Below are 18534 nucleotides of genomic sequence, written 5' to 3' on the forward strand. Positions count from 1 at the left end.
TGCCGTGACCGCCTTGGTAAGCGCTCTCTGGCTTGTGATGATGTCGGTCACCTTGGTTGAGAGCGATGCATATAGATATGCTGCGCTCGGCCTCATCATCGCCTTCGCCTTTTTCGTTCCCGGGCCGAAAAATCTCCTGTTGCGAGATTGGCTTGCAATCTTGTGCATTGTCGCTGGCGGCGCTGCGTTGCTTCGTTTTCTTCTCCTGCTGATCGTCACGGGTGAAAAAGGCGCGTCGGAATGGCTGTATGCCTTTCCCCTTCTTTTCCCCATTTTAGGTGTCGCATTCGCCGGAAGCTGGAAAATGGTGAGGGGTATCGTCGCGATTTTCTTTTCTCTCGCACTCATATTGCTTCTGCTATCGACCAGATTTACCGATGCCCTGACGGGTGAGCGCATTTTTCCACTTTTTCACCACAACCCGATCCACGGCGCCGTTGGTTGTGGATTTCTTGTGATTGGTGCTTTCTACTGGATGTCGCATCAGTACGAAGTGGGTAGTTCCAAGGCTTTTAGATCGTTTGCGACGGTTGTCGGAACCGCTGTTATCGCGCTGGCGCTTTTTAATGTCTGGGGATCGAAATCCAAAGGCGTATGGCTTGCTCTGATACCGGCCTTTGTCATGTTGGTGCCAACGACCCTCATGTTTTTGCGGAAAAAAGAAGTCATCCTCACCATGGTCGCGGGCGTCCTCCTTCTGGGCGTGAGCGTTTACGCTGTCCGTGAAAATATTGCGGAGGTTGCCGGCCCTACAGTCGATTCCGTTGCCACAGTCGTCGCAGAGCTTGATAGCGGCCGGTCGTTCTCAAGTATTTTTAAGGAGGCGATTGAGTCGTCCTCGACGCCTGTTACGTTTGACGAGCGCCTTCAACTCTGGTCGAACGCCTCTGAAGTGATTGCCGTCGCACCGTTTTTCGGAAGTGGCAACCACTGGCTCACGATTTGGCACACAACGCGTTACGCCAGTATACCCTATACACTGATGCACAATGGATATCTGGAAATCCTCATCCGGCACGGGTTTTTAGGACTGGCCATTTACGGCTTGATATTTGTAGCAAGCCTATCTCGTGTTTTCAGGGCATCACGGCTGGGCTTCATCAGTAAATGCGCGTTTTCATGTTATCTCGTCTGCGCCGTCTACTTCGCCTTTACGATCCTCAGCAATTCCAACAATCGTTTGGCCATGGGGGAATCCTATGCGCTGCTTTTCAGCGCCGTGTGTTTTGCATGCACGATCAGGATGACATCAACGCCTCAGACAACCGGCCAGGCGATGCAAGACGACGCCCGCGGTGCGGCCGCTGACCGTGTTGACCTCAGAAAGCAGACACTGGCGTGATCGAAGACAAATACGTCCAACAGATACTGAATTTGCCGCGCTCAACCAAGCGTGCGCTGGCCGTTATTGTTGACGCGTCCTTTTGTGTGCTGACGATTTGGCTGGCTTTTTGCTTTCGCCTCAACGACTGGGTTGCGCTCGAAGGAATTCAGCTGCTGACGATACCCGTGTCGCTCGCGATTGCGCTGCCCATTTTCATCACGATGGGCCTCTACCGTGCCATATTCCGGTTCATGGGGTGGGCCGCCTTCATCGCGGTGATAAAGGCCGTGACGATTTATGGCCTGGCGTTCATGGCGATCTTTACCGCCGTCAGCTTTCCCGGAATACCGCGCACCGTCGGCATTTTGCAGCCCCTGTTGCTGCTGATCGCGATCGGTCTGTCCCGCTTCACCACCCGCTATTTTCTCTACGAGGCCTATAATCGTATCCTTCGTCAGAGCACTCGGCGCAATGTCTTGATCTATGGTGCCGGTATCGAAGGTCGCCAGTTCGCCAGCGTTCTCAGTCGCAGTGTCGAGTTCCATCTGTGTGGCTATCTCGATGACGACCGAAACCTTCAGGGAAGCCTGATCGGTGGCGTCAAGGTTTTCAAGCCGGAGCAGATCGTCGACATCTGTGCCCGATTGAATATCCGCACGGTCTTGCTGGCTCTGCCCAAAATCGATCGGAAGCGTCGCAACGACATCATCGAGGAACTGCGCGGCGCCCGCGTTGCTGTTCGCACCGTTCCAGATCTTGGGGCGCTTGCCATCGGCAAAGCACAGACAGCAGATATGCAGGAACTGGATGTCGAGGACCTGTTGGGGCGTGAACCGGTTCTGCCGAACCAGGATCTGCTGGAAAGGAATGTCAGAGGTAAAGTGGTGTTGGTGACGGGAGCGGCAGGCTCCATCGGGAGCGAGCTGTGTCGTGGCCTGATCAAGTCCAACCCGTCGATGTTGATCCTTCTCGATCAAAGCGAGTTTGGCCTTTACGCTCTCGAAGCAGAACTGGTGAAGGATGGGGAGACCAATCCGCAAATCATTCCTCTTCTGGCCGATGTCTGCGATGAGACGCGCATTTCAAAGATCATGCAGACGTGGCAGCCTGCGACAGTCTATCACGCCGCCGCCTACAAGCATGTCCCGCTGGTCGAGCAAAACCCGGTCGAAGGCGTCAAGACGAACGTGTTCGGCACGCTGATCGTGGCGAAAGCCGCCATTGATGCCGGCGTCGAGAACGTCATCCTGGTGAGCACGGACAAGGCGGTGCGGCCGACCAACGTCATGGGGGCGACCAAACGGCTGGCGGAAATGTGTCTTCAGGCTTTGGCGGCCGACGGTTCCAAAACCGTTCTGTCGATGGTTCGTTTCGGCAATGTTTTAGGATCCTCCGGCTCCGTCGTTCCGCTGTTCAGGCAACAGATCCGGGAAGGTGGTCCGATCACGCTGACGCACCCCGATATCACGCGTTTCTTCATGACGATTTCCGAAGCAACGCAGCTGGTTGTCCAGGCAGGTGCCATGGGCAAGGGCGGAGATGTATTCGTGCTGGACATGGGCGAACCGATCAAGATCATTGATCTAGCGCGCCGCATGGTGGAACTGTCTGGCCATACCATCCAGGATGAGCGGTACCCGGGGGGTGACATCAGTATCACCATGACCGGTTTGCGTCCTGGCGAAAAGCTGTTCGAAGAGATGCTCATTGGCGACAATCCGGAGCCCACAGAGCATCCGAAAGTCATGCGCGCCCGCGAAAAATTCATTGCCTGGAGCGAATTCGAGCCCAGGCTTGATACTCTCCTCACCATTGCCGCAGGTGGTGATGCGGCGGCGATAAAGCTGTGTCTGTCCGAGTTGGTCGAGGACTACAAACCTCTGGACCGCATTGTCGACCACGTCTTTGTGCGGGACGGACAAAGAGTTGACTGCGTCACCGAGCCCTTCAAATAATCGAACCCTGAGGAGATCACGATGTTTCTCGTGACCGGCGCGACAGGTTTTGTCGGGACATCCGTGGTAAACACACTTCGTCAACGTGACCTTCCATTTCGCGCTGCGTCCCGCTCGGCCCGTGAGGATTTTATCGGAGTTGGCGATATCGGCGCGTCTACGGATTGGCAGACAGCACTTTCAGGCGTTGATACGGTCATCCACCTGGCGGCTCACAATCAGGACATCATGGCGGGTGATCAGGGTTCCGACGATAAGATGCGCTCAGTCAATGTTGACGGCACAGTGCGACTTGCCCAGCAATCGGTGGAATGTGGTGTGAGGCGATTTGTCTTCATTAGCACGATAAAAGTGAACGGCGAACGCTCAGAACCGGGACGGCCCTTCACCGCCCATGATCGTCCGGCACCTGAAACGGCTTACGGCAGATCAAAACTTGAGGCGGAAAACCGTCTCATGGACATCGCCACTGCCTCTGGCATGGAACTCGTTATTGTGCGTCCGCCCTTGGTTTACGGCAAGGCTGCCAAAGGAAGCTTCAAGGCGTTGGTCAAGCTCGTCAAAAGCGGCCTTCCGCTTCCGCTACGGTCCGTGCGCAATCACCGGTCCGTGATCCACGTCGACAATCTGGCCGACCTGATTATCACGGCAGCGATGAGCCCGTCAGCGCACGGGCACATTCTGATGGCAGCAGATGGCGCGGCATTGTCCACTGCAGATTTTGTCCGAAAAATCGCTGCGGCAAGCGGACGCCGTGCGGTGTTGTTGCCGGTGCCTGCTTCGGTGTTGCAGACTATAGGGCGGGTGGCAGGCAAGACAGATATGGTTGCCAGGCTCATTGACAGCCTGGAGGCCGACATTACTGAAACCGAAAACAGACTCAGTTGGAAGCCACCATTTTCAACCGACGAGGGGCTACGGCGGTCGGTGTGATGTGCTAGATCGACTGAAATAGTAGAGTGTTTCCATACCAAAGGCGGACGAATTGGCCGATCGCGTGAACAGTGTCATAAAACGATTCTTCGATATCATCGCCTCAGCAGGCGGGCTGATCGTCTTTTCGCCGCTGCTTCTCGTCCTCGTCATTCTCATTCGCCGCGATTCTCCAGGCGGCGCATTTTTTCTGCAGCAGCGCGTCGGGCGCCATGAACGCATCTTCACATGCATAAAATTCCGCACGATGGCAGCGGGAACCCCGAATGTCGGCTCTCATAATGCGCAACAATCCTGGATAACACCACTCGGCAAAAAAATACGATCCATAAAACTGGACGAATTGCCACAACTGATCAACGTCCTGAAAGGCGACATGAGCCTTGTGGGGCCGAGGCCGTGTCTGCCAAGTCAATCAGAGGTCATCGAGGCACGCAGAGAACGTAATGTCTTTTCGGTGAGGCCTGGTGTGACGGGCCTTGCTCAGGTAAGCGGCGTCGATATGTCAACTCCAGAGCAGTTAGCTGCAATCGACGCGTCGTATATCAGCAATGCGAGTTTTTCAGGAGACATGCGGCTCATCGTCGCCACGGCATTCAATGGAGCAAGGGGTGACGCTGCAGCGAAATAACAAAAACATAAGAAAGATCCGGTAGAAAGGGATTAACCGGTTTTTCAAATTCAGACCGCGAGGGTGTCTGTTCATGGAAAAAATTTCTAACGATGCACTTTCCGTCGGATGATAGAAGAAAGAAAGTCCGTAAACCCGCATTCAGCGCTGATAAGTTGGGAGTTCGGATATTACGCCTATCATAACCAATAAGGGAGTCTCCAACGGTTGTATTGAGATCTGATCGGCCGATTAGATTGACCCTACTATCGCGCTCGTGTAAGAGCCATCTTAAGTAAATGTAAGGCGAGTTTGGCTTGCTTTTCTTCAAATTATGCTGCGGGAAGAGTGGCCGATGACAATAGTCGTGACTGGCGGGGCGGGTTTCATCGGCAGCAATTTCGTTCTGGAGTGGCTGCGGAATTGCGATGAGACAGTCATAAATATCGATAAGCTGACCTACGCGGGGAATCTTGAGAATCTCGTTTCTTTGAAAGGCGACCCTAGGCATATTTTTGCCAGAGTGGATATTGCCGATAATGCGCGAGTTTCCCAACTACTTTCTGAACATAACCCGAGGGCGATCTTTAACTTCGCTGCTGAATCTCATGTAGACCGGTCCATTCATGGACCCGGAGATTTCATTGATACGAACGTGGTCGGCACGTTTCGGTTGCTGGAAGCGGTCCGTGCTTATTGGGGCGGTTTGCTGGAGCCGCAAAAAAGCTCGTTTCGGTTTCTCCATGTATCGACTGATGAGGTCTATGGTTCATTGGATCGAGAAGCTCCTCCGTTTAATGAGTTGAGCCGCTACGAACCCAATAGTCCATACTCCGCGAGCAAGGCCGCTTCAGACCACCTCGTCAGGGCATATCATCACACTTACGGGCTGCCCGTACTGACGACAAACTGCTCCAACAACTATGGACCCTATCATTTCCCGGAGAAACTTATTCCGCTTTGCATTCACAATGCATTGGCGGGCAAACCCTTGCCGATTTACGGTGATGGTCAGCAGATCAGGGACTGGCTATACGTCGAGGATCATTGCTCGGCCATCCGGCAGGTGGTTGAGGGAGGCCTGGTCGGCGACACCTACAATATTGGCGGCTGGAATGAGAAGGCCAATCTCGATGTTGTCAAAACATTATGCGAAGTCTTGGATGAGCTGAGGCCCCGTGATGATGGATCGTCTTACGCCGAACAAATTATTTTCGTTAAGGATCGTCCAGGTCATGACCGGCGCTATGCAATTGATGCACGCAAGATAGAAACTGAGCTGGGGTGGCGGCCAGCTGAAACGTTCGAAACCGGACTACGCAAAACGGTCAGATGGTTCTTGGATAATCAGGTTTGGGTCGAGAATGTGACCAGTGGGGCCTACCTTTCTTGGGTCGAGAAGCAATATGATGGTGGAGTGAGTGAGTGACGCGTAAGGGAATTATTCTCGCTGGAGGCTCTGGAACGAGGCTGTACCCCATTACCGAGGGGGTTTCGAAGCAGTTGCTTCCAGTCTACGACAAGCCGATGATTTACTATCCTTTGTCGGTTTTGATGTTGGCGGGCATTCGGGATATCCTGATCATCACCACGCCTGAGGACCAGCCCGCATTCCAGCGATTGTTGAAGGACGGTAGCCAGTTTGGCATAAATTTAAGTTACGCTGTGCAACCAAGCCCGGACGGACTGGCGCAGGCATTTCTTATAGGCGAGTCCTTCATCGGCGGTAACGACGTTTGCCTCGCACTCGGTGATAACATTTTTTATGGTCAGGGCTTTAGTCCCCTTTTGCAAAGCGCCGCTGCAGTCACGCGTGGTGCGACCGTCTTTGGTTATCCTGTCAAAGATCCTGAGCGTTTCGGAGTGGTCGAGTTCGATGCCGACATGCGCGCGATTTCAATTGAAGAAAAACCGGTAAATCCCAAAAGCCACTATGCTGTGACCGGACTTTACTTTTACGACAATGACGTTGTGGAAATTGCAAAGGCAGTAGAGCCTTCCGCGCGCGGTGAGTTGGAGATTACGAGCGTCAATCAACATTACATGACGAACGGCTCTCTCAACGTTCAGGTGCTCGGTCGAGGCTTTGCATGGCTGGACACTGGTACATTTGAAAGCCTTCTAGAAGCGTCTCAGTTTGTAGAAATCATTGAAAAGCGGCAAGGCTATAAGATTGCCTGTTTGGAAGAAATCTCGCTTAGAAATGGTTGGATGAGTGTCGATGCTCTGGCGGCGCGAGCTCACGCCTTGCGCAAGAACAGCTATGGTCAATACCTTGGCGAAATAGCACGACAGGTTGCGAGCGAGTAATTGATGCAGGATTTGTTATGATTATCGGGCGCGGGCTTGTCGCTTCGGCGTTCGTTCCATACTTCGAATCTGATCAAGACGTAATCGTTTTTGCCGCCGGTGTTTCAAACTCGGGTGAGACGCGCGCAGAGGAGTTTCTCAGAGAAGAGAAAATGCTGAGAGCTTACCTTGAGGCAGCGGGGCAGCTTATATACTTCGGTAGCTGCAGCGTTTTTGATCCAGAAATGGCGAATACGCAATACGTTCACCACAAGCTCGAGATGGAAGCTTTGGTTAGCAGTTATCGAGGCAATGCCATATTTCGCCTACCTCAGGTGGTTGGCACGTCGTCTAACTCTAATCTTCTCACAAATTTTTTGCACCAAAAAATTGAGAATGGTGAGCGTTTCAATGTATGGAAAAATGCACGCCGTAACTTGATCGATGTCGATGATATTGCGGCTATCGTTACGCACGTGATCCGCACGGGTGACCCAAAAGAGGGCGTTTATAACATCGCCAGTCCGTTTTCTGTTTCGATCCTGAATATAGTCGAGGTATTCGAGATGGTTTTGGGCAAAAAGGCGGTGTACTCGTTGATCGATGCAGGAAGTGGGTATGACATTGACGTTCCCGATGTTAAGCGTGCGGCGTCTGACCTAAACATTTCGTTTGACGAAGACTATATCGAGAGGACGATAAGGAAATATTATGGAAGGTGAACCCGCCCTGAAACTTTCAGTTGTTATCCCTGCCTATGGCAGTGAGCTCACTCTTCCTGAGCTGGTGCGGCAATTGGAAGTGGTGTTGAGCGATGCGCCGAATGTGTTGGGTAGCTACGAGATCATTTTAGTCTGCGATCACTCCCCTGATGGGACCTGGGAAGTAATCAAGCAACTGGCGGCGACCCGTTCAAAAGTCTCAGGTGTCTTGCTTCGAATGAATGCTGGTCAGCATAACGCCCTGATGGCCGGTTTCACGCGTGCATCCGGAGCAGTCGTGGTCACGATGGACGATGATCTCCAGCACTCGCCACACGATATACCGAGGCTGGTTGAGAAAGTGGATGAAGGGTATGACGTAGTTTATGGTCGATTTACGAACCGTAGCCATGCTGCCTGGAAAGTTATCGGAAGCAAGTTCAACAACACGATCGCGGCCTATCTTATGAAAAAGCCTATGGATCTGTATCTTTCGCCTTTTCGCGCTTTTCGCTCGGTAATTTGCAAGGATATTCTAAGCTATTCGGGGCCTTACGTGTATGTCGATGGACTGATTTTGACGTTCACTAGAAATATCGCCTCGGTCGAGGTCAATCATTTTCAAAGGTTTGCCGGCGATAGCCGGTATGGTCTGAAGAAGTCTATTTCTTTATGGCTGAAAATGGCGACCAGCTTTTCACTTGTGCCCTTAAGGCTGACTTCTTTGCTAGGGATCATTGTATCCGGCTTCGGTTTTCTCTGTGCGTTTTTACTCATCGTGCAGAAGTTGACGATTGACGTGATGCCTGTTGGCTGGGCTTCCTTGATTGTTGCGGTTCTTGTGATTGGCGGTGTGCAGTTACTTGCCCTCGGCGTCATTGGCGAATATCTGGGCCGAGTGCTTCTCACAATCAACTCCCGGCCGCAGTATGTGATCGGTGAGACGACTGATGCGCTCGCTCGTACTCAGGACCAAAAGTTATGATACAGTTCCTTCTTTATTGTGTGTGCGGCGGCATCGGAGTTTCGACCGATTATCTCGTATACTATCTCAGTATCCAGTCGGGACTATGGTACCAAAGCGCGAATGTGTTGGGGTATCTGTGTGGCACCATCATAAGCTTCTTCCTGAACCGGATCATCACTTTCAAAGCAAGAGACAAGATTGCCCAGCGGTTTGCGATCTTCCTTAGCGTAGCAGCGGTAGGCTTCACGGCGTCGGTCGTCATGTTGTGGGTCCTCGTGGACTATATGAGTGTGGATGAAAAGATTGCAAAGCTTCTTACGTTGCCTGTTGTGGTCGTTATCCAATTTATATTGAATCGCCGTATTACTTTCGGCAGCACCGCAAATAGCCGCTGAAGCGAATTGAACGATAGGCAGCGAGTGCCATTGGAAGGGTTGAACGTGGAACAAGTTTATGATGTCGTGGTTGTGGGTGGTGGTTTCACCGGACTTACAGCCGCTTATGTTCTCGCTAAGCGGGGCTTGAAAGTTCGTGTTATTGAGGGAGATACCGATGTAGGCGGTCTTGCCGGAACGTTCGAGTTCAGCGATGGCGTAAAACTCGAGAAGTTTTACCATCATTGGTTTAACAACGACGTTTACGTTCCTGAACTGGTCAAGGAACTTGGGATGGAGGGGGACATCGTGACCCTCCCCTCCAAAACTGGCATGTATTTTAATGGCCGTATGTGGAAGCTATCGACGCCGATGGATCTGATGCGGTTCACGGCCCTGTCGTTCGTTGATCGTATCCGTCTTGGGCTACTCGTATTCCAAGTCCGCAGGGTTAAGGACTGGAAGCAGATCGAGCATCTGAGCATACGAGAATGGCTGGAATCCTTGGCGGGCAAGCGCGTCTACAAGGTGGTCTGGGAGCCGTTGATCGAGTCCAAGTTTTCTGTGTACGCAGAAGCTGTGAATGCCGTTTGGATGTGGAAGAAGCTTGTTCTTCGCGGCAGTACGCGAAACGACAAGGGTGGCGAGGAACTTGCCTACTTTAAAGGAGGATTCGGACGATTGGCCGACGCCATGGTGTCCGCAATTAGACAGGCTGGCGGTGAGGTTACCGTTGGCGAAAAAGTACTCAGTGTTAAAGCTGATGGCAAAAACCTCTCTGGAATTCAAACACAGAGCGGGGAGGTTCAGGGCAAGCAGTTTCTGTTCACTCCGGCGCTGCCAATTATCGCAGACATCTTCAAGGGATCGACCACTGAGGAATGGCGCCAACGATTGCTACGGGTGCGCTATCTGGGCAATATGTGCTTGGTACTGAGGCTCAAGCGAAGCCTGTCTGATACTTACTGGCTCAATGTTAACGATCCTGGCTTCCCATTCGTAGGTGTCATAGAACACACGAATTTTGACGTTCCAGAAAACTATAAAGGATCGCATATCGCGTTTCTTTCACGATATCTTGCGGTTGAAGATCCGGTATGGTCGTTTACCGACGAGGAGTATGTCGATTTTGCGTTGGGGCACCTAAAAAGGATGTTCCCTGAAATGGAGCCTTCTTGGGTTATCGAGCATCGGGTTTGGCGTTCCGAATACGCTCAGCCTGTGACGGAGCGCAATTATTCTAGCTATGTTCCAGGCAGAGACACGCCATTTGAAAATGCTTTTATTTCAACGATGGCGCAGATTTATCCTGAAGACAGAGGAACGAACTATGCCATCCGAGAAGGCCGAGACATCGCGCGGCATATCGCAGATTTGCTGGCTTAGGCAGTGATGGTAAACGGGTTGCCATCGATTCCTGCAGTTTTCATTCTTGCTGGTTCCATCACTGTCGCCCTGGTTTTTGGGGCGACAATCGTTGGACGATACTTAAGTGGCTTACTTCCAGTACGATTGCGTCCTCTAGCAAAGTTCTATCTCGCACCTGCTTTGGGGCTCGCTCTTTTTACGGTAGGGGCAAGCATCGTAGGACGTTGGCTGCCTCTCGGAAACTGGATCATCGCCGCAGTTTTATCTCTCGGGCCGATTTGTTGGGCTATTCTGCGTGAGCCCTTCAAGGGTCGGATGCTCTTACACGCAGTCTCCAACAGCCTTTTTTCGCTAGCCGCCGGTATCAGCATGCTAGCTCCGCTTCTTGTCTTTGGAGCGTTCAACGCACACAATGACGCTTTTACTTATCTCGCCCACAGTGGCTGGCTACAGAATCATGCGTTTTCTAACACGATCGAACCCGGTTTGATCACTCCGGTAACGACGCAAATCGCAATGTATCAACATTTCGGTTTTCGCATGGGCAGCTCGTTTTTTATTGCTCTTGTTCAGTCGATATTCGGTCTTCGGTGGGCTTATGCTGCTTATCCTGCCGTCATCATCTCGGCAATATTTTCCACATGTCTTTCACTCGGGTTTCCAATCAGTGCGTATTTGAGGCGTTTTTCCCGTAGAACCCGCTTACTTGTGCTGTGTTTTCCCGCATTCGGCTTCGGTGGATTGGTGTTTGCTGCCAACTTCGGCTTTTTGCCACAGACACTTGGGCTAACATTTGCCTGCAGTCTGCTGTTTCTGTCAGGGTCTGTTTTCAAATGGTTTGGTGCGCTCGAAACAGACGATATGCGGGCGGTGCTTAAGCCCGCCATTCTATCCGCGCTCCTCCTCAGTGCATTCGTTTTTGCTTATTCCGAATTCGTTCCGTTTGTTGGATTGGCGATTTTGATCGTCGCCATCGCAACCATGATCCAGTCAAAAAACAAGCTGGCAATAATCGCTTATGGCGTATTCGTTCTAGTTTTCGCGACGCTTTTCCTAAATTTGGAAATCGTCAGGGCGTTCACAGCATTAAAACTTCAGTCCGGCGCTGTCGTAGGAACACCGGTCAATTGGACTCTCATCGGGTTCATAGCGCATGCGTTAGGCACACATGGTGGAGCGTGGGATACCTTTCAGTGGGCGTTGCCTAGCGGCGATTGGGTTTCTTACGGCGCAGGCGTCTTTACAGTCCTCCTCCTAACTGCACTACTAGCACACGGTTGTAGAGGACTTTCGCGGTCAGCAAAGACGCCACATCTGCTGCCTATCACTACAATGCTGGTCATTCTTTCCCTAGGTCTTTTGTATTTTCGTTACTTGGTACCATCGCCATTTTCAGTCGGCGTTGGCCAGAGTTGGAGCCAGTTCAAGCTGGCAGACTGGGCGCACCCATTTGTTTCCGTCTTCGTTTTGCTAGCGTTTTTCTTCTTGCTCTCCAAGATGGGAAAATGGGCTGCAAAAACGGTTACGGCATTTTTTGCCTTAGGTTTTGTTGCGGCCGGCGTTTTGGCGGTTGAGCGGGTCAAACCGGTCGTGAAGAGTTATGGAGACGTTCACGATCTCGCAAGGTTCTATACGGATTTTAGGGACGCCGTGCTGACCTCTTGCCCTCCTCTGGCTCCTCTTTACCTTGCTTTAGGTGACAGTGATCAGAAAATCAGACAAATCGCCACGCTCTACCTTCCAGACCGTCAAGTTCTCGCCGACTGGAAGGGAGATGACTATGTTCAGGCTTGGTTGCCCGAAGCCGATAGGCGCGGAGAGCTTGTACCGGGGCAGTGTATCGTCGAACGGCAATCTTCTCAGCAAATCTCCGTTGGTGGCCGAAACGTGGGTGCATTTACAGTCGGTGCAGTACCCGATGTTGGGCGTATTCTAATTGGGGTAGTCCAAGGGGCGCATGACCAAGAGACAAACGGCAAAGACTGGTGGCGTTGGATCGAGCGTGAAGTGAGCTTTGAATTGCAGCCTAGATTGGTTGATGGACAAGCAATGCGCACGAGGGTTCGATTTGCATATCAAACGCGTGGGCCACAGACCATCACTTTGGCACTGCAATCGGATGGCGGAAACGAAGGTGATTCAGTCAGCACCTTTGCGGTCAAAAGCACGGGCGAAGGTTCGGAAGTGTTCGATCATGTTTTTGATGTTCCCCCTGCAGATATCCGGAGGCTACACATGACCACAAATGGCGTCGCATTCCCTCTGCAGGAACCAGATACACGATCTGCCGCATGGAGAATCGAAAACCTTCACATCGAACCCAGTTAGTAGAGTGTTTTCTCAACTAACCTCAATCGTCCAAAAAAGGTCCTGCACATTGCGCTTTTATATATGACGGATGTATGACAAAAGTGAATGTCGGGCCAGTCAAGATTGTATATAACGAGGGAAACTGAGAATGAGAAATCTATTATTCATATCGTCAGGCGGACTATTTCTAATGTCGTCAAGTGGAAGTGCATTCGCTTACCTTGATCCAGGGACTGGGAGTATGGTTCTCCAAGCTATCTTAGGAGGCGCAGCGGTAGCTCTTGCTACATGTTCTCTCTATGTCGAGAAGATAAAGTCTTTCTTTAGTGCTCGAGGGCGCGACGGTAAACGGGATGGTGGCGGAAAAGATGTTTGACGCCTCATCCGTCGGAAATGCGACAAGAATTTCTGGTTCTTTTCGCGATCCAGCAGGTCACGTTTTGGAACGTGGTGACGACATTTTCCGTGAAATTTCTTCTTGGGGCGCTCCTGCTTACGAAGCAGCCAGAGACGCCGGTATTTTCCTCGAATTCTCAGAAAGAGGATGGCTGGTCCCTATCAGAGCAGAAACCGTTATGGCTGATAAAAAAGGCTATATTATAAAGGTCGACCGGATTCCGTGGATCAGTTATCCGTACGAGTGGTCTTTCGCTCTCCTGAAATGTGCAGCACTTTTTCATTTGGATTTTCATCTCAGTCTTCTGGACAAGGGGTTCACTCTGTCGGACGCGACGGCCTATAATGTCCAGTTTTTAGGTCCAAAACCGATATTTATTGATCACCTGTCTTTGCGCCCGTACCGTGATGGAGAGTTTTGGGCAGGACACAGGCAGTTCTGTGAACAATTCCTCAATCCACTGCTTCTGCGCGCTTATGTTGGAAGGCCGCATAACGCTTGGTATCGAGGGGCCATGGAAGGGATTGCTGTGGCGGATATCGCAGCAGTGATCCCAACCCGTCGCAAATTCACTTGGAATGTTTTTACCACTGTCGTGCTGCAGGATCGCTTCCAAGCGGGTACCAGTTCGGATGCCGCCAAGATCTCGGTAAAAGATCGCAGTCTGCCAAAGCGAGCTTTTGTCGCCATGCTACAGCAGCTTCGAAACTGGATTTCCTCGCTGGAACCGGGCGACAAGGTTAAAACTGTTTGGGCCGATTATTCGCTGACGAACACTTACAGTGATGCCGAAAGAGATGCAAAACATCGTTTTGTGGCAGACTATGTGGCCGATGTGAAACCAAGAACGGTCGTTGATCTCGGTTGCAACACTGGAGAATATTCAGAACGTGCTTTGGACGCAGGCGCACAGGCCGTAATCGGGTTTGACTACGATGTTCAGGCGCTTGATCGCGCCTATCAAAGATCGATCGACAAAGGGCTGAACATTCTTCCTCTGTTTCTAGACGCCAGAAATCCTTCCTCGGGCCAAGGTTGGTTGGGCACGGAGAGAATGAGTTTTTCCGATAGAATCAAGGCCGACGGACTTCTAGCGCTGGCATTTGAGCATCATCTGGCGATAGCCCACAATGTTCCATTGGATCAGCTTGTTCGCTGGCTGGTTTCGGTAGCGCCAACTGGCGTGATCGAATTTGTACCCAAGACAGATTCGACGGTCGAGAAGATGCTGGCTCTCCGGGAAGACATCTTCCACACATACGAGATAACCGAGTTTGAGCGGCATCTAGGTGGAGTGGCGGAGATCGTCCGGTCACAGGTCGTCTCTCAATCCGGGCGAACGCTGTTCCAGTATAGGAATTCGAATGTTATTTAGTGTGTTTTGTATACCGGTATCTATTTCTTTTACCTTGATACACCGTCGATATATTACGCGTGTGTCGTAATGAGTAGAATAATCGAGTTGGAATTTCTAATCCGAATTCTACTTTCGCACTTTTCTTAGTTAACTCGGGATATCATATGTTCGCTTACGCCCCTGCCTTTATAATCGGGCTCCAGATTTTTGTTTTGGGGCCGTTAGTATTGGTCATCGCAAATAAAGAGCGTTCTCCGATTAGCGTGGCAGATGTTTTTCGAGAGCCTCTTGCGATATCCCTGTTTTTTTCTCTCACGCTTGGATTTTTGATTTTCAAATTCCAAAAAAAATGGAATGGTAGAATTGCATCGCTTTTCTGGGCGTTTGCTTTGTATCTTTTAATCCAGTTCTTTATAATTATTCCAGACCTTGGAGTGCTTGATGGGCGAGTGATAGATTTCGCCGATCACCGCCTGCTGATGATCTTGGAACTTTCTATTTTAATTACGGTCCTTGTAATAGCTATCATTTTTCCGCGTCAGTCCGTGACCTACTTGTCACGATTAGTCATATTTGCCTTTGTTCTCGTTTCTATCCAGACAACGCTCTCGTTGCCTCGCAGCAGTCAAGTCGATCCTAGTTTGACAGGCTCCCGTTCCTCGGACTTTTTTCGAGACGCCGAGGTATACGATGTCCTACAAGTCGGAAAGGAAAATGCAATTGTCATTTTAGTCGATACTCTTCAAGGCGACGCTTTCGAAAAGGCGATTTATGCTAACCCAGATTTGGCAAGTCGGCTTTCGGGATTTACATTCTATAACAATACAACGGGACATTTTCCTTTCACAGCTTTGAGTGTGCCAGCCATACTCAGCGGTACTGCTTACGCTGGTAAGGGGCAGAGTTTACCTGATTATAGAAAAGACGCCGGTTTCAGAAGATTGGAATCTGTGTTCGAAGGTGCAGGATTGCGCTGGGGGCGTATTCCGCTTGGTGGAAGAGCATCCTTTTTGGACGATCGTTCCTCAAAGTGTCGAGCGTTCGCTACACTTTACGACGCTTATCTCTTTCGCCAGCTACCTCTGTTAATAAAACCGATGTTTTATTCCAACGGGGAGATGCAATTAGAAAAGCGATGCGGGGCATCCGTGGTCCCGAATAATCCGTCAGGTCTTGATCTTGCTGTCTTAGAAAAATTGTCTGAGGAGACAGTAATTGGAGGTGCTGGATCTAAAATGGTCTTCATACACTTGTGGGGCATGCATCCACCTGCGAACCTTTCTAGCGGCTGTGAGGTTTCTGCCCCCAATCCATCGATGGAAAAGTATCTCGAACAGGCGCCGTGTATAATTGGTCGAGTCGCCAACTATATTGATCGCCTTCGTTCGATTGGTGCTTTTGAAAAATCCTCCATCTTTATTGTCGCGGATCATGGAACCAGATATGGGTTTTTTAACAAAACCGAACCGAGCTCAATCCCTGAATTTATCCGTTCGTCTGCAAATCCGACCCTACTATATCACTCTCCTGGCCAATCAGAACCATTGAGTATCAGTAATTCTCCAATAGAGATAACCGACATCTATCCCACCATAACTCACAACTTCGGATTGGAAGACGGCTCTAGAGCGAAGGTAATAACTGCCGCCGGTGAAAATGAAGAAAGGGAACGCACATTTTTGTTCTATAAGGGCATCACCGACACAAATGGCGAATTTCTTCCGCAGTATGAACGGTTTTCGATCACTGGAGACGTGAAGAGCGTAGATAGTTGGAAGAGCTTGGGGGTGGAAACCGAAGTCCCAGAAAAATTGGAATCAATTAAATTTGGCACTAATGGGGCTAGTAAACTTCTCAATTACGGCTGGTCAGAGGAAGCACAAGGGGTACCGGTTTCCTGGGTAGTCGCCAGCCCTGCGACAATCACGGGGACACTACCTTGCGATTGCAACATTAGAGTCTCCATGAGGATTATGAATCCTCATGACAATCAGAGCATTGTGTTCAAGATAAATAACCAAATTATTGCAGTGCTAAATGAGTCCTCTCCAACCGGATGGGTTGAACGTGATTTCAGATTCGACGCTAGCGATTTCGGGCCGGGGTCTATCAACCTTGTCATTGAAGCGGCAATAATAAAGCCCATATCTACAGCAGACGTTCGGAACATAGGCATCGCATTTGACTGGATTAAACTAGAAAAAGAAAAATAAGATTCACGCCGCAAAGCATCAGTCTCTGCTTGTGAAAAAATATGCCAGTTTATAGACTCAACGACTTCCACCATACTGCATAGGGCTGTGCGATCCACCATTTGAGCGGGACGCTGCCATAGTGACGCCGAACGAGATCGATCGCTTCTTGGTAATGAAGTCGTCGGTTGTTTCGGGTCTTTGTCGCTTCGTGAACGCGGTTGACTGCGACGAAATCATCGATATAGCGCGGAGAGCCTACCGTCTTGTAGAGGCGCCACCAGAGGTCGTAATCCATGGTCATGTGGAGTGTAGGATCCACGCCACCGATGCGTTCCCATGCGGCACGGCGTATCAGCGTCGCTGGCTGGGAAATGATGCAGCGCAAGGCGAGTCTGTGTTCCGAAAAAGGCTCAACCCAAACGGGTCGGCGGACGCCTGTATTTTCGTGGTGGTTCCAGCAGCGGCCATAGACCATGGGCGCGTCCGGGTGGGTTTCGGCGGTTTTAATCAGACGCGCCAAGGCGCCAGGCAGAAACCAATCGTCACTGTTCAGCCAGCAGACATATTCTGCTCGACCCTTGGCGACACCCTCGTTAATCGCTGCTGCCTGGCCGTCGTCCTTTCGGCTCCGATATCCCGCGAGGCGATCCCGCCACCGGTCGATTACATTGAGCGAATTGTCGCTTGAGCCGCCGTCCAGAACAAAGACCTCGAGCGGGATGTCCTGCTCGAAAACGGATGTAAGAGCCTGATCCAGGAAGCGTCCCTGGTTGAAGGATGGGACGACTACGGTAACAAGCGGATCTGCCAGATTAGCCTCCGGCATGTTTTGACAGGAAATCGGCATAGGCTAGAGCGATACCTTCGCGCAGGCCGATCTTGGCCTTCCAGCCCAGTTGCTGCAAGCGGCCCACATCAAGAAGCTTGCGTGGCGTGCCATCAGGTTTGGAGGCGTCGAAAACGATTTCTCCTCCGAAGCCGACGACGTCCATGACCGTTTCAGCAAGCTCGCGAATGGTGACGTCCGTTCCTGTCCCGACGTTGAAAAGCCCTTCTGTGATTGCGTCCTGCTCCATCAGGAACAGACAGGCGTTCGCCATGTCATCCACATAAAGAAACTCGCGCATCGGTCGGCCGGAGCCCCACACCGTATATGTGCTGTCGCCTCGGAGCTTTGCCTCATGAGCCTTGCGGATGAGTGCCGGGAGAACGTGGCTATTGGCAAGGTCATAGTTGTCGTTTGGACCATAAAGGTTCGTCGGCATTGCCGAGACATACTGCGTTTCATACTGGCGGTTAAAGCTCTCACAAAGTTTCACACCGGCAATCTTCGCGATCGCATAGGGCTCGTTGGTCTGCTCCAGGGGGCCTGTCAACAGATAGTCTTCGCGGATCGGCTGTGGGCAGTCGCGGGGGTAGATACAACTGGAGCCGAGAAATAACATGCGCTTGACACCAGCCTGCCAAGCACCATGCACGACATTGGATTCGATCATCAGGTTCTGGTAGATGAAATCCGCGCGAAACGTGTTGTTGGCATGGATGCCACCTACTTTCGCGGCTGCCATGAAAATGTAGTCCGGCTTCTCGTGACGCAGGAACTCGTTGACCTGATGTTGCTGAGTCAAATCGAGTTCGCTGCTAGTACGAGTTACCAGATTGTCATAACCGACAGCGAGGAGCTGCCGGACAATGGCCGAACCTACCATCCCACGATGACCGGCAATGTAGATCTTGGCATCCTTGCGCATGGC

At 51.2% G+C, this 18534-nt stretch carries 15 protein-coding genes and 1 pseudogene; 14 read left to right on the forward strand and 2 right to left on the reverse strand.

The features are described from left to right. The first annotated feature begins 4 nt into the window (after positions 1–4). From GGQ73_RS02510 to GGQ73_RS02570, 13 genes are all read left to right on the forward strand, one after another. Positions 5–1342: an O-antigen ligase family protein gene (locus GGQ73_RS02510; RefSeq protein WP_252094096.1), complete on the forward strand. Its 1338-nt coding sequence runs from the start codon at positions 5–7 to the stop codon at positions 1340–1342. Next, positions 1339–3279 (forward strand): polysaccharide biosynthesis protein, encoded by a 1941-nt coding sequence (locus GGQ73_RS02515; RefSeq protein ID WP_252094097.1) that lies wholly within the window; start codon positions 1339–1341, stop codon positions 3277–3279. Before GGQ73_RS02510 ends, GGQ73_RS02515 begins: the two co-directional genes overlap by 4 nt. A gap of 21 nt (positions 3280–3300) precedes the next feature. Then, positions 3301–4212, forward strand: a complete 912-nt coding sequence (locus tag GGQ73_RS02520; RefSeq protein WP_183893699.1) for an NAD-dependent epimerase/dehydratase family protein — start codon at positions 3301–3303, stop codon at positions 4210–4212. A 52-nt stretch (positions 4213–4264) separates the two neighbouring features. Further along, on the forward strand, positions 4265–4843 hold the full coding sequence (locus tag GGQ73_RS02525) for a sugar transferase (RefSeq protein WP_210290008.1): 579 nt from the start codon (positions 4265–4267) through the stop codon (positions 4841–4843). 334 nt (positions 4844–5177) lie between these two features. Next, a complete protein-coding gene (rfbB, locus tag GGQ73_RS02530) occupies positions 5178–6251 on the forward strand; it encodes a dTDP-glucose 4,6-dehydratase (protein ID WP_183893700.1) in 1074 nt (357 codons plus the stop codon). Beyond that, a complete protein-coding gene (rfbA, locus tag GGQ73_RS02535) occupies positions 6248–7132 on the forward strand; it encodes a glucose-1-phosphate thymidylyltransferase RfbA (RefSeq protein WP_183893702.1) in 885 nt (294 codons plus the stop codon). The genes rfbB and rfbA overlap by 4 nt, the downstream gene beginning before the upstream one ends. Positions 7133–7149: 17 nt before the next feature. Continuing rightward, positions 7150–7833, forward strand: coding sequence for an NAD-dependent epimerase/dehydratase family protein (locus tag GGQ73_RS02540; protein ID WP_183893704.1), 684 nt, complete (start codon positions 7150–7152; stop codon positions 7831–7833). Next, entirely contained in the window at positions 7823–8797 is a 975-nt protein-coding gene (locus GGQ73_RS02545) for a glycosyltransferase family 2 protein (protein ID WP_183893706.1), read from the forward strand. The genes GGQ73_RS02540 and GGQ73_RS02545 overlap by 11 nt, the downstream gene beginning before the upstream one ends. Continuing rightward, positions 8794–9174 (forward strand): GtrA family protein, encoded by a 381-nt coding sequence (locus GGQ73_RS02550; RefSeq protein WP_183893708.1) that lies wholly within the window; start codon positions 8794–8796, stop codon positions 9172–9174. The genes GGQ73_RS02545 and GGQ73_RS02550 overlap by 4 nt, the downstream gene beginning before the upstream one ends. Positions 9175–9219: 45 nt before the next feature. After that, the gene (locus GGQ73_RS02555) at positions 9220–10539 is read left to right on the forward strand and encodes an NAD(P)/FAD-dependent oxidoreductase (protein WP_183893710.1); all 1320 of its coding nucleotides are present in this window, start codon (positions 9220–9222) and stop codon (positions 10537–10539) included. Between the two features lie 18 nt (positions 10540–10557). After that, the gene (locus GGQ73_RS02560; protein ID WP_183893712.1) at positions 10558–12849 is read left to right on the forward strand and encodes a hypothetical protein; all 2292 of its coding nucleotides are present in this window, start codon (positions 10558–10560) and stop codon (positions 12847–12849) included. Positions 12850–13184: 335 nt separating this feature from the next. Beyond that, positions 13185–14603: a class I SAM-dependent methyltransferase gene (locus tag GGQ73_RS02565; RefSeq protein ID WP_234910847.1), complete on the forward strand. Its 1419-nt coding sequence runs from the start codon at positions 13185–13187 to the stop codon at positions 14601–14603. A gap of 146 nt (positions 14604–14749) precedes the next feature. Beyond that, on the forward strand, positions 14750–16798 hold the full coding sequence (locus GGQ73_RS02570) for an LTA synthase family protein (RefSeq protein WP_183893714.1): 2049 nt from the start codon (positions 14750–14752) through the stop codon (positions 16796–16798). 49 nt (positions 16799–16847) lie between these two features. On the opposite strand, the pseudogene GGQ73_RS02575 reads toward GGQ73_RS02570, so the two are convergent. After that, a pseudogene (locus GGQ73_RS02575) lies at positions 16848–17564 on the reverse strand (glycosyltransferase family 2 protein); the annotation flags it as partial. On the opposite strand from GGQ73_RS02575, the gene GGQ73_RS23305 reads away from it, so the two are divergent. Then, entirely contained in the window at positions 17551–17613 is a 63-nt protein-coding gene (locus GGQ73_RS23305; RefSeq protein ID WP_350310112.1) for a hypothetical protein, read from the forward strand. The pseudogene GGQ73_RS02575 and the gene GGQ73_RS23305 sit on opposite strands and share 14 nt — an antisense overlap. On the opposite strand, the gene GGQ73_RS02580 is transcribed toward GGQ73_RS23305, so the two are convergent. Then, entirely contained in the window at positions 17593–18531 is a 939-nt protein-coding gene (locus GGQ73_RS02580) for a GDP-L-fucose synthase family protein (RefSeq protein WP_183893717.1), read from the reverse strand. The genes GGQ73_RS23305 and GGQ73_RS02580 overlap by 21 nt on opposite strands. Positions 18532–18534: the final 3 nt, after the last annotated feature.

It is taken from the genome of Rhizobium skierniewicense (genome assembly GCF_014196515.1).
Taxonomy (GTDB): domain Bacteria; phylum Pseudomonadota; class Alphaproteobacteria; order Rhizobiales; family Rhizobiaceae; genus Agrobacterium; species Agrobacterium skierniewicense.

What these genes read in the sequence shown, in the direction of transcription:
- GGQ73_RS02520 (WP_183893699.1), top strand. Translation starts at nt 3,301, where the DNA reads ATGTTTCTCGTGACCGGCGCGACAGGTTTTGTCGGGACATCCGTGGTA.
- rfbB (WP_183893700.1), top strand. Translation starts at nt 5,178, where the DNA reads ATGACAATAGTCGTGACTGGCGGGGCGGGTTTCATCGGCAGCAATTTC.
- GGQ73_RS02540 (WP_183893704.1), top strand. Translation starts at nt 7,150, where the DNA reads ATGATTATCGGGCGCGGGCTTGTCGCTTCGGCGTTCGTTCCATACTTC.
- GGQ73_RS02545 (WP_183893706.1), top strand. Translation starts at nt 7,823, where the DNA reads ATGGAAGGTGAACCCGCCCTGAAACTTTCAGTTGTTATCCCTGCCTAT.
- GGQ73_RS02550 (WP_183893708.1), top strand. Translation starts at nt 8,794, where the DNA reads ATGATACAGTTCCTTCTTTATTGTGTGTGCGGCGGCATCGGAGTTTCG.
- GGQ73_RS02565 (WP_234910847.1), top strand. Translation starts at nt 13,185, where the DNA reads ATGGTGGCGGAAAAGATGTTTGACGCCTCATCCGTCGGAAATGCGACA.
- GGQ73_RS02570 (WP_183893714.1), top strand. Translation starts at nt 14,750, where the DNA reads ATGTTCGCTTACGCCCCTGCCTTTATAATCGGGCTCCAGATTTTTGTT.
- GGQ73_RS02580 (WP_183893717.1), bottom strand. Translation starts at nt 18,531, where the DNA reads ATGCGCAAGGATGCCAAGATCTACATTGCCGGTCATCGTGGGATGGTA.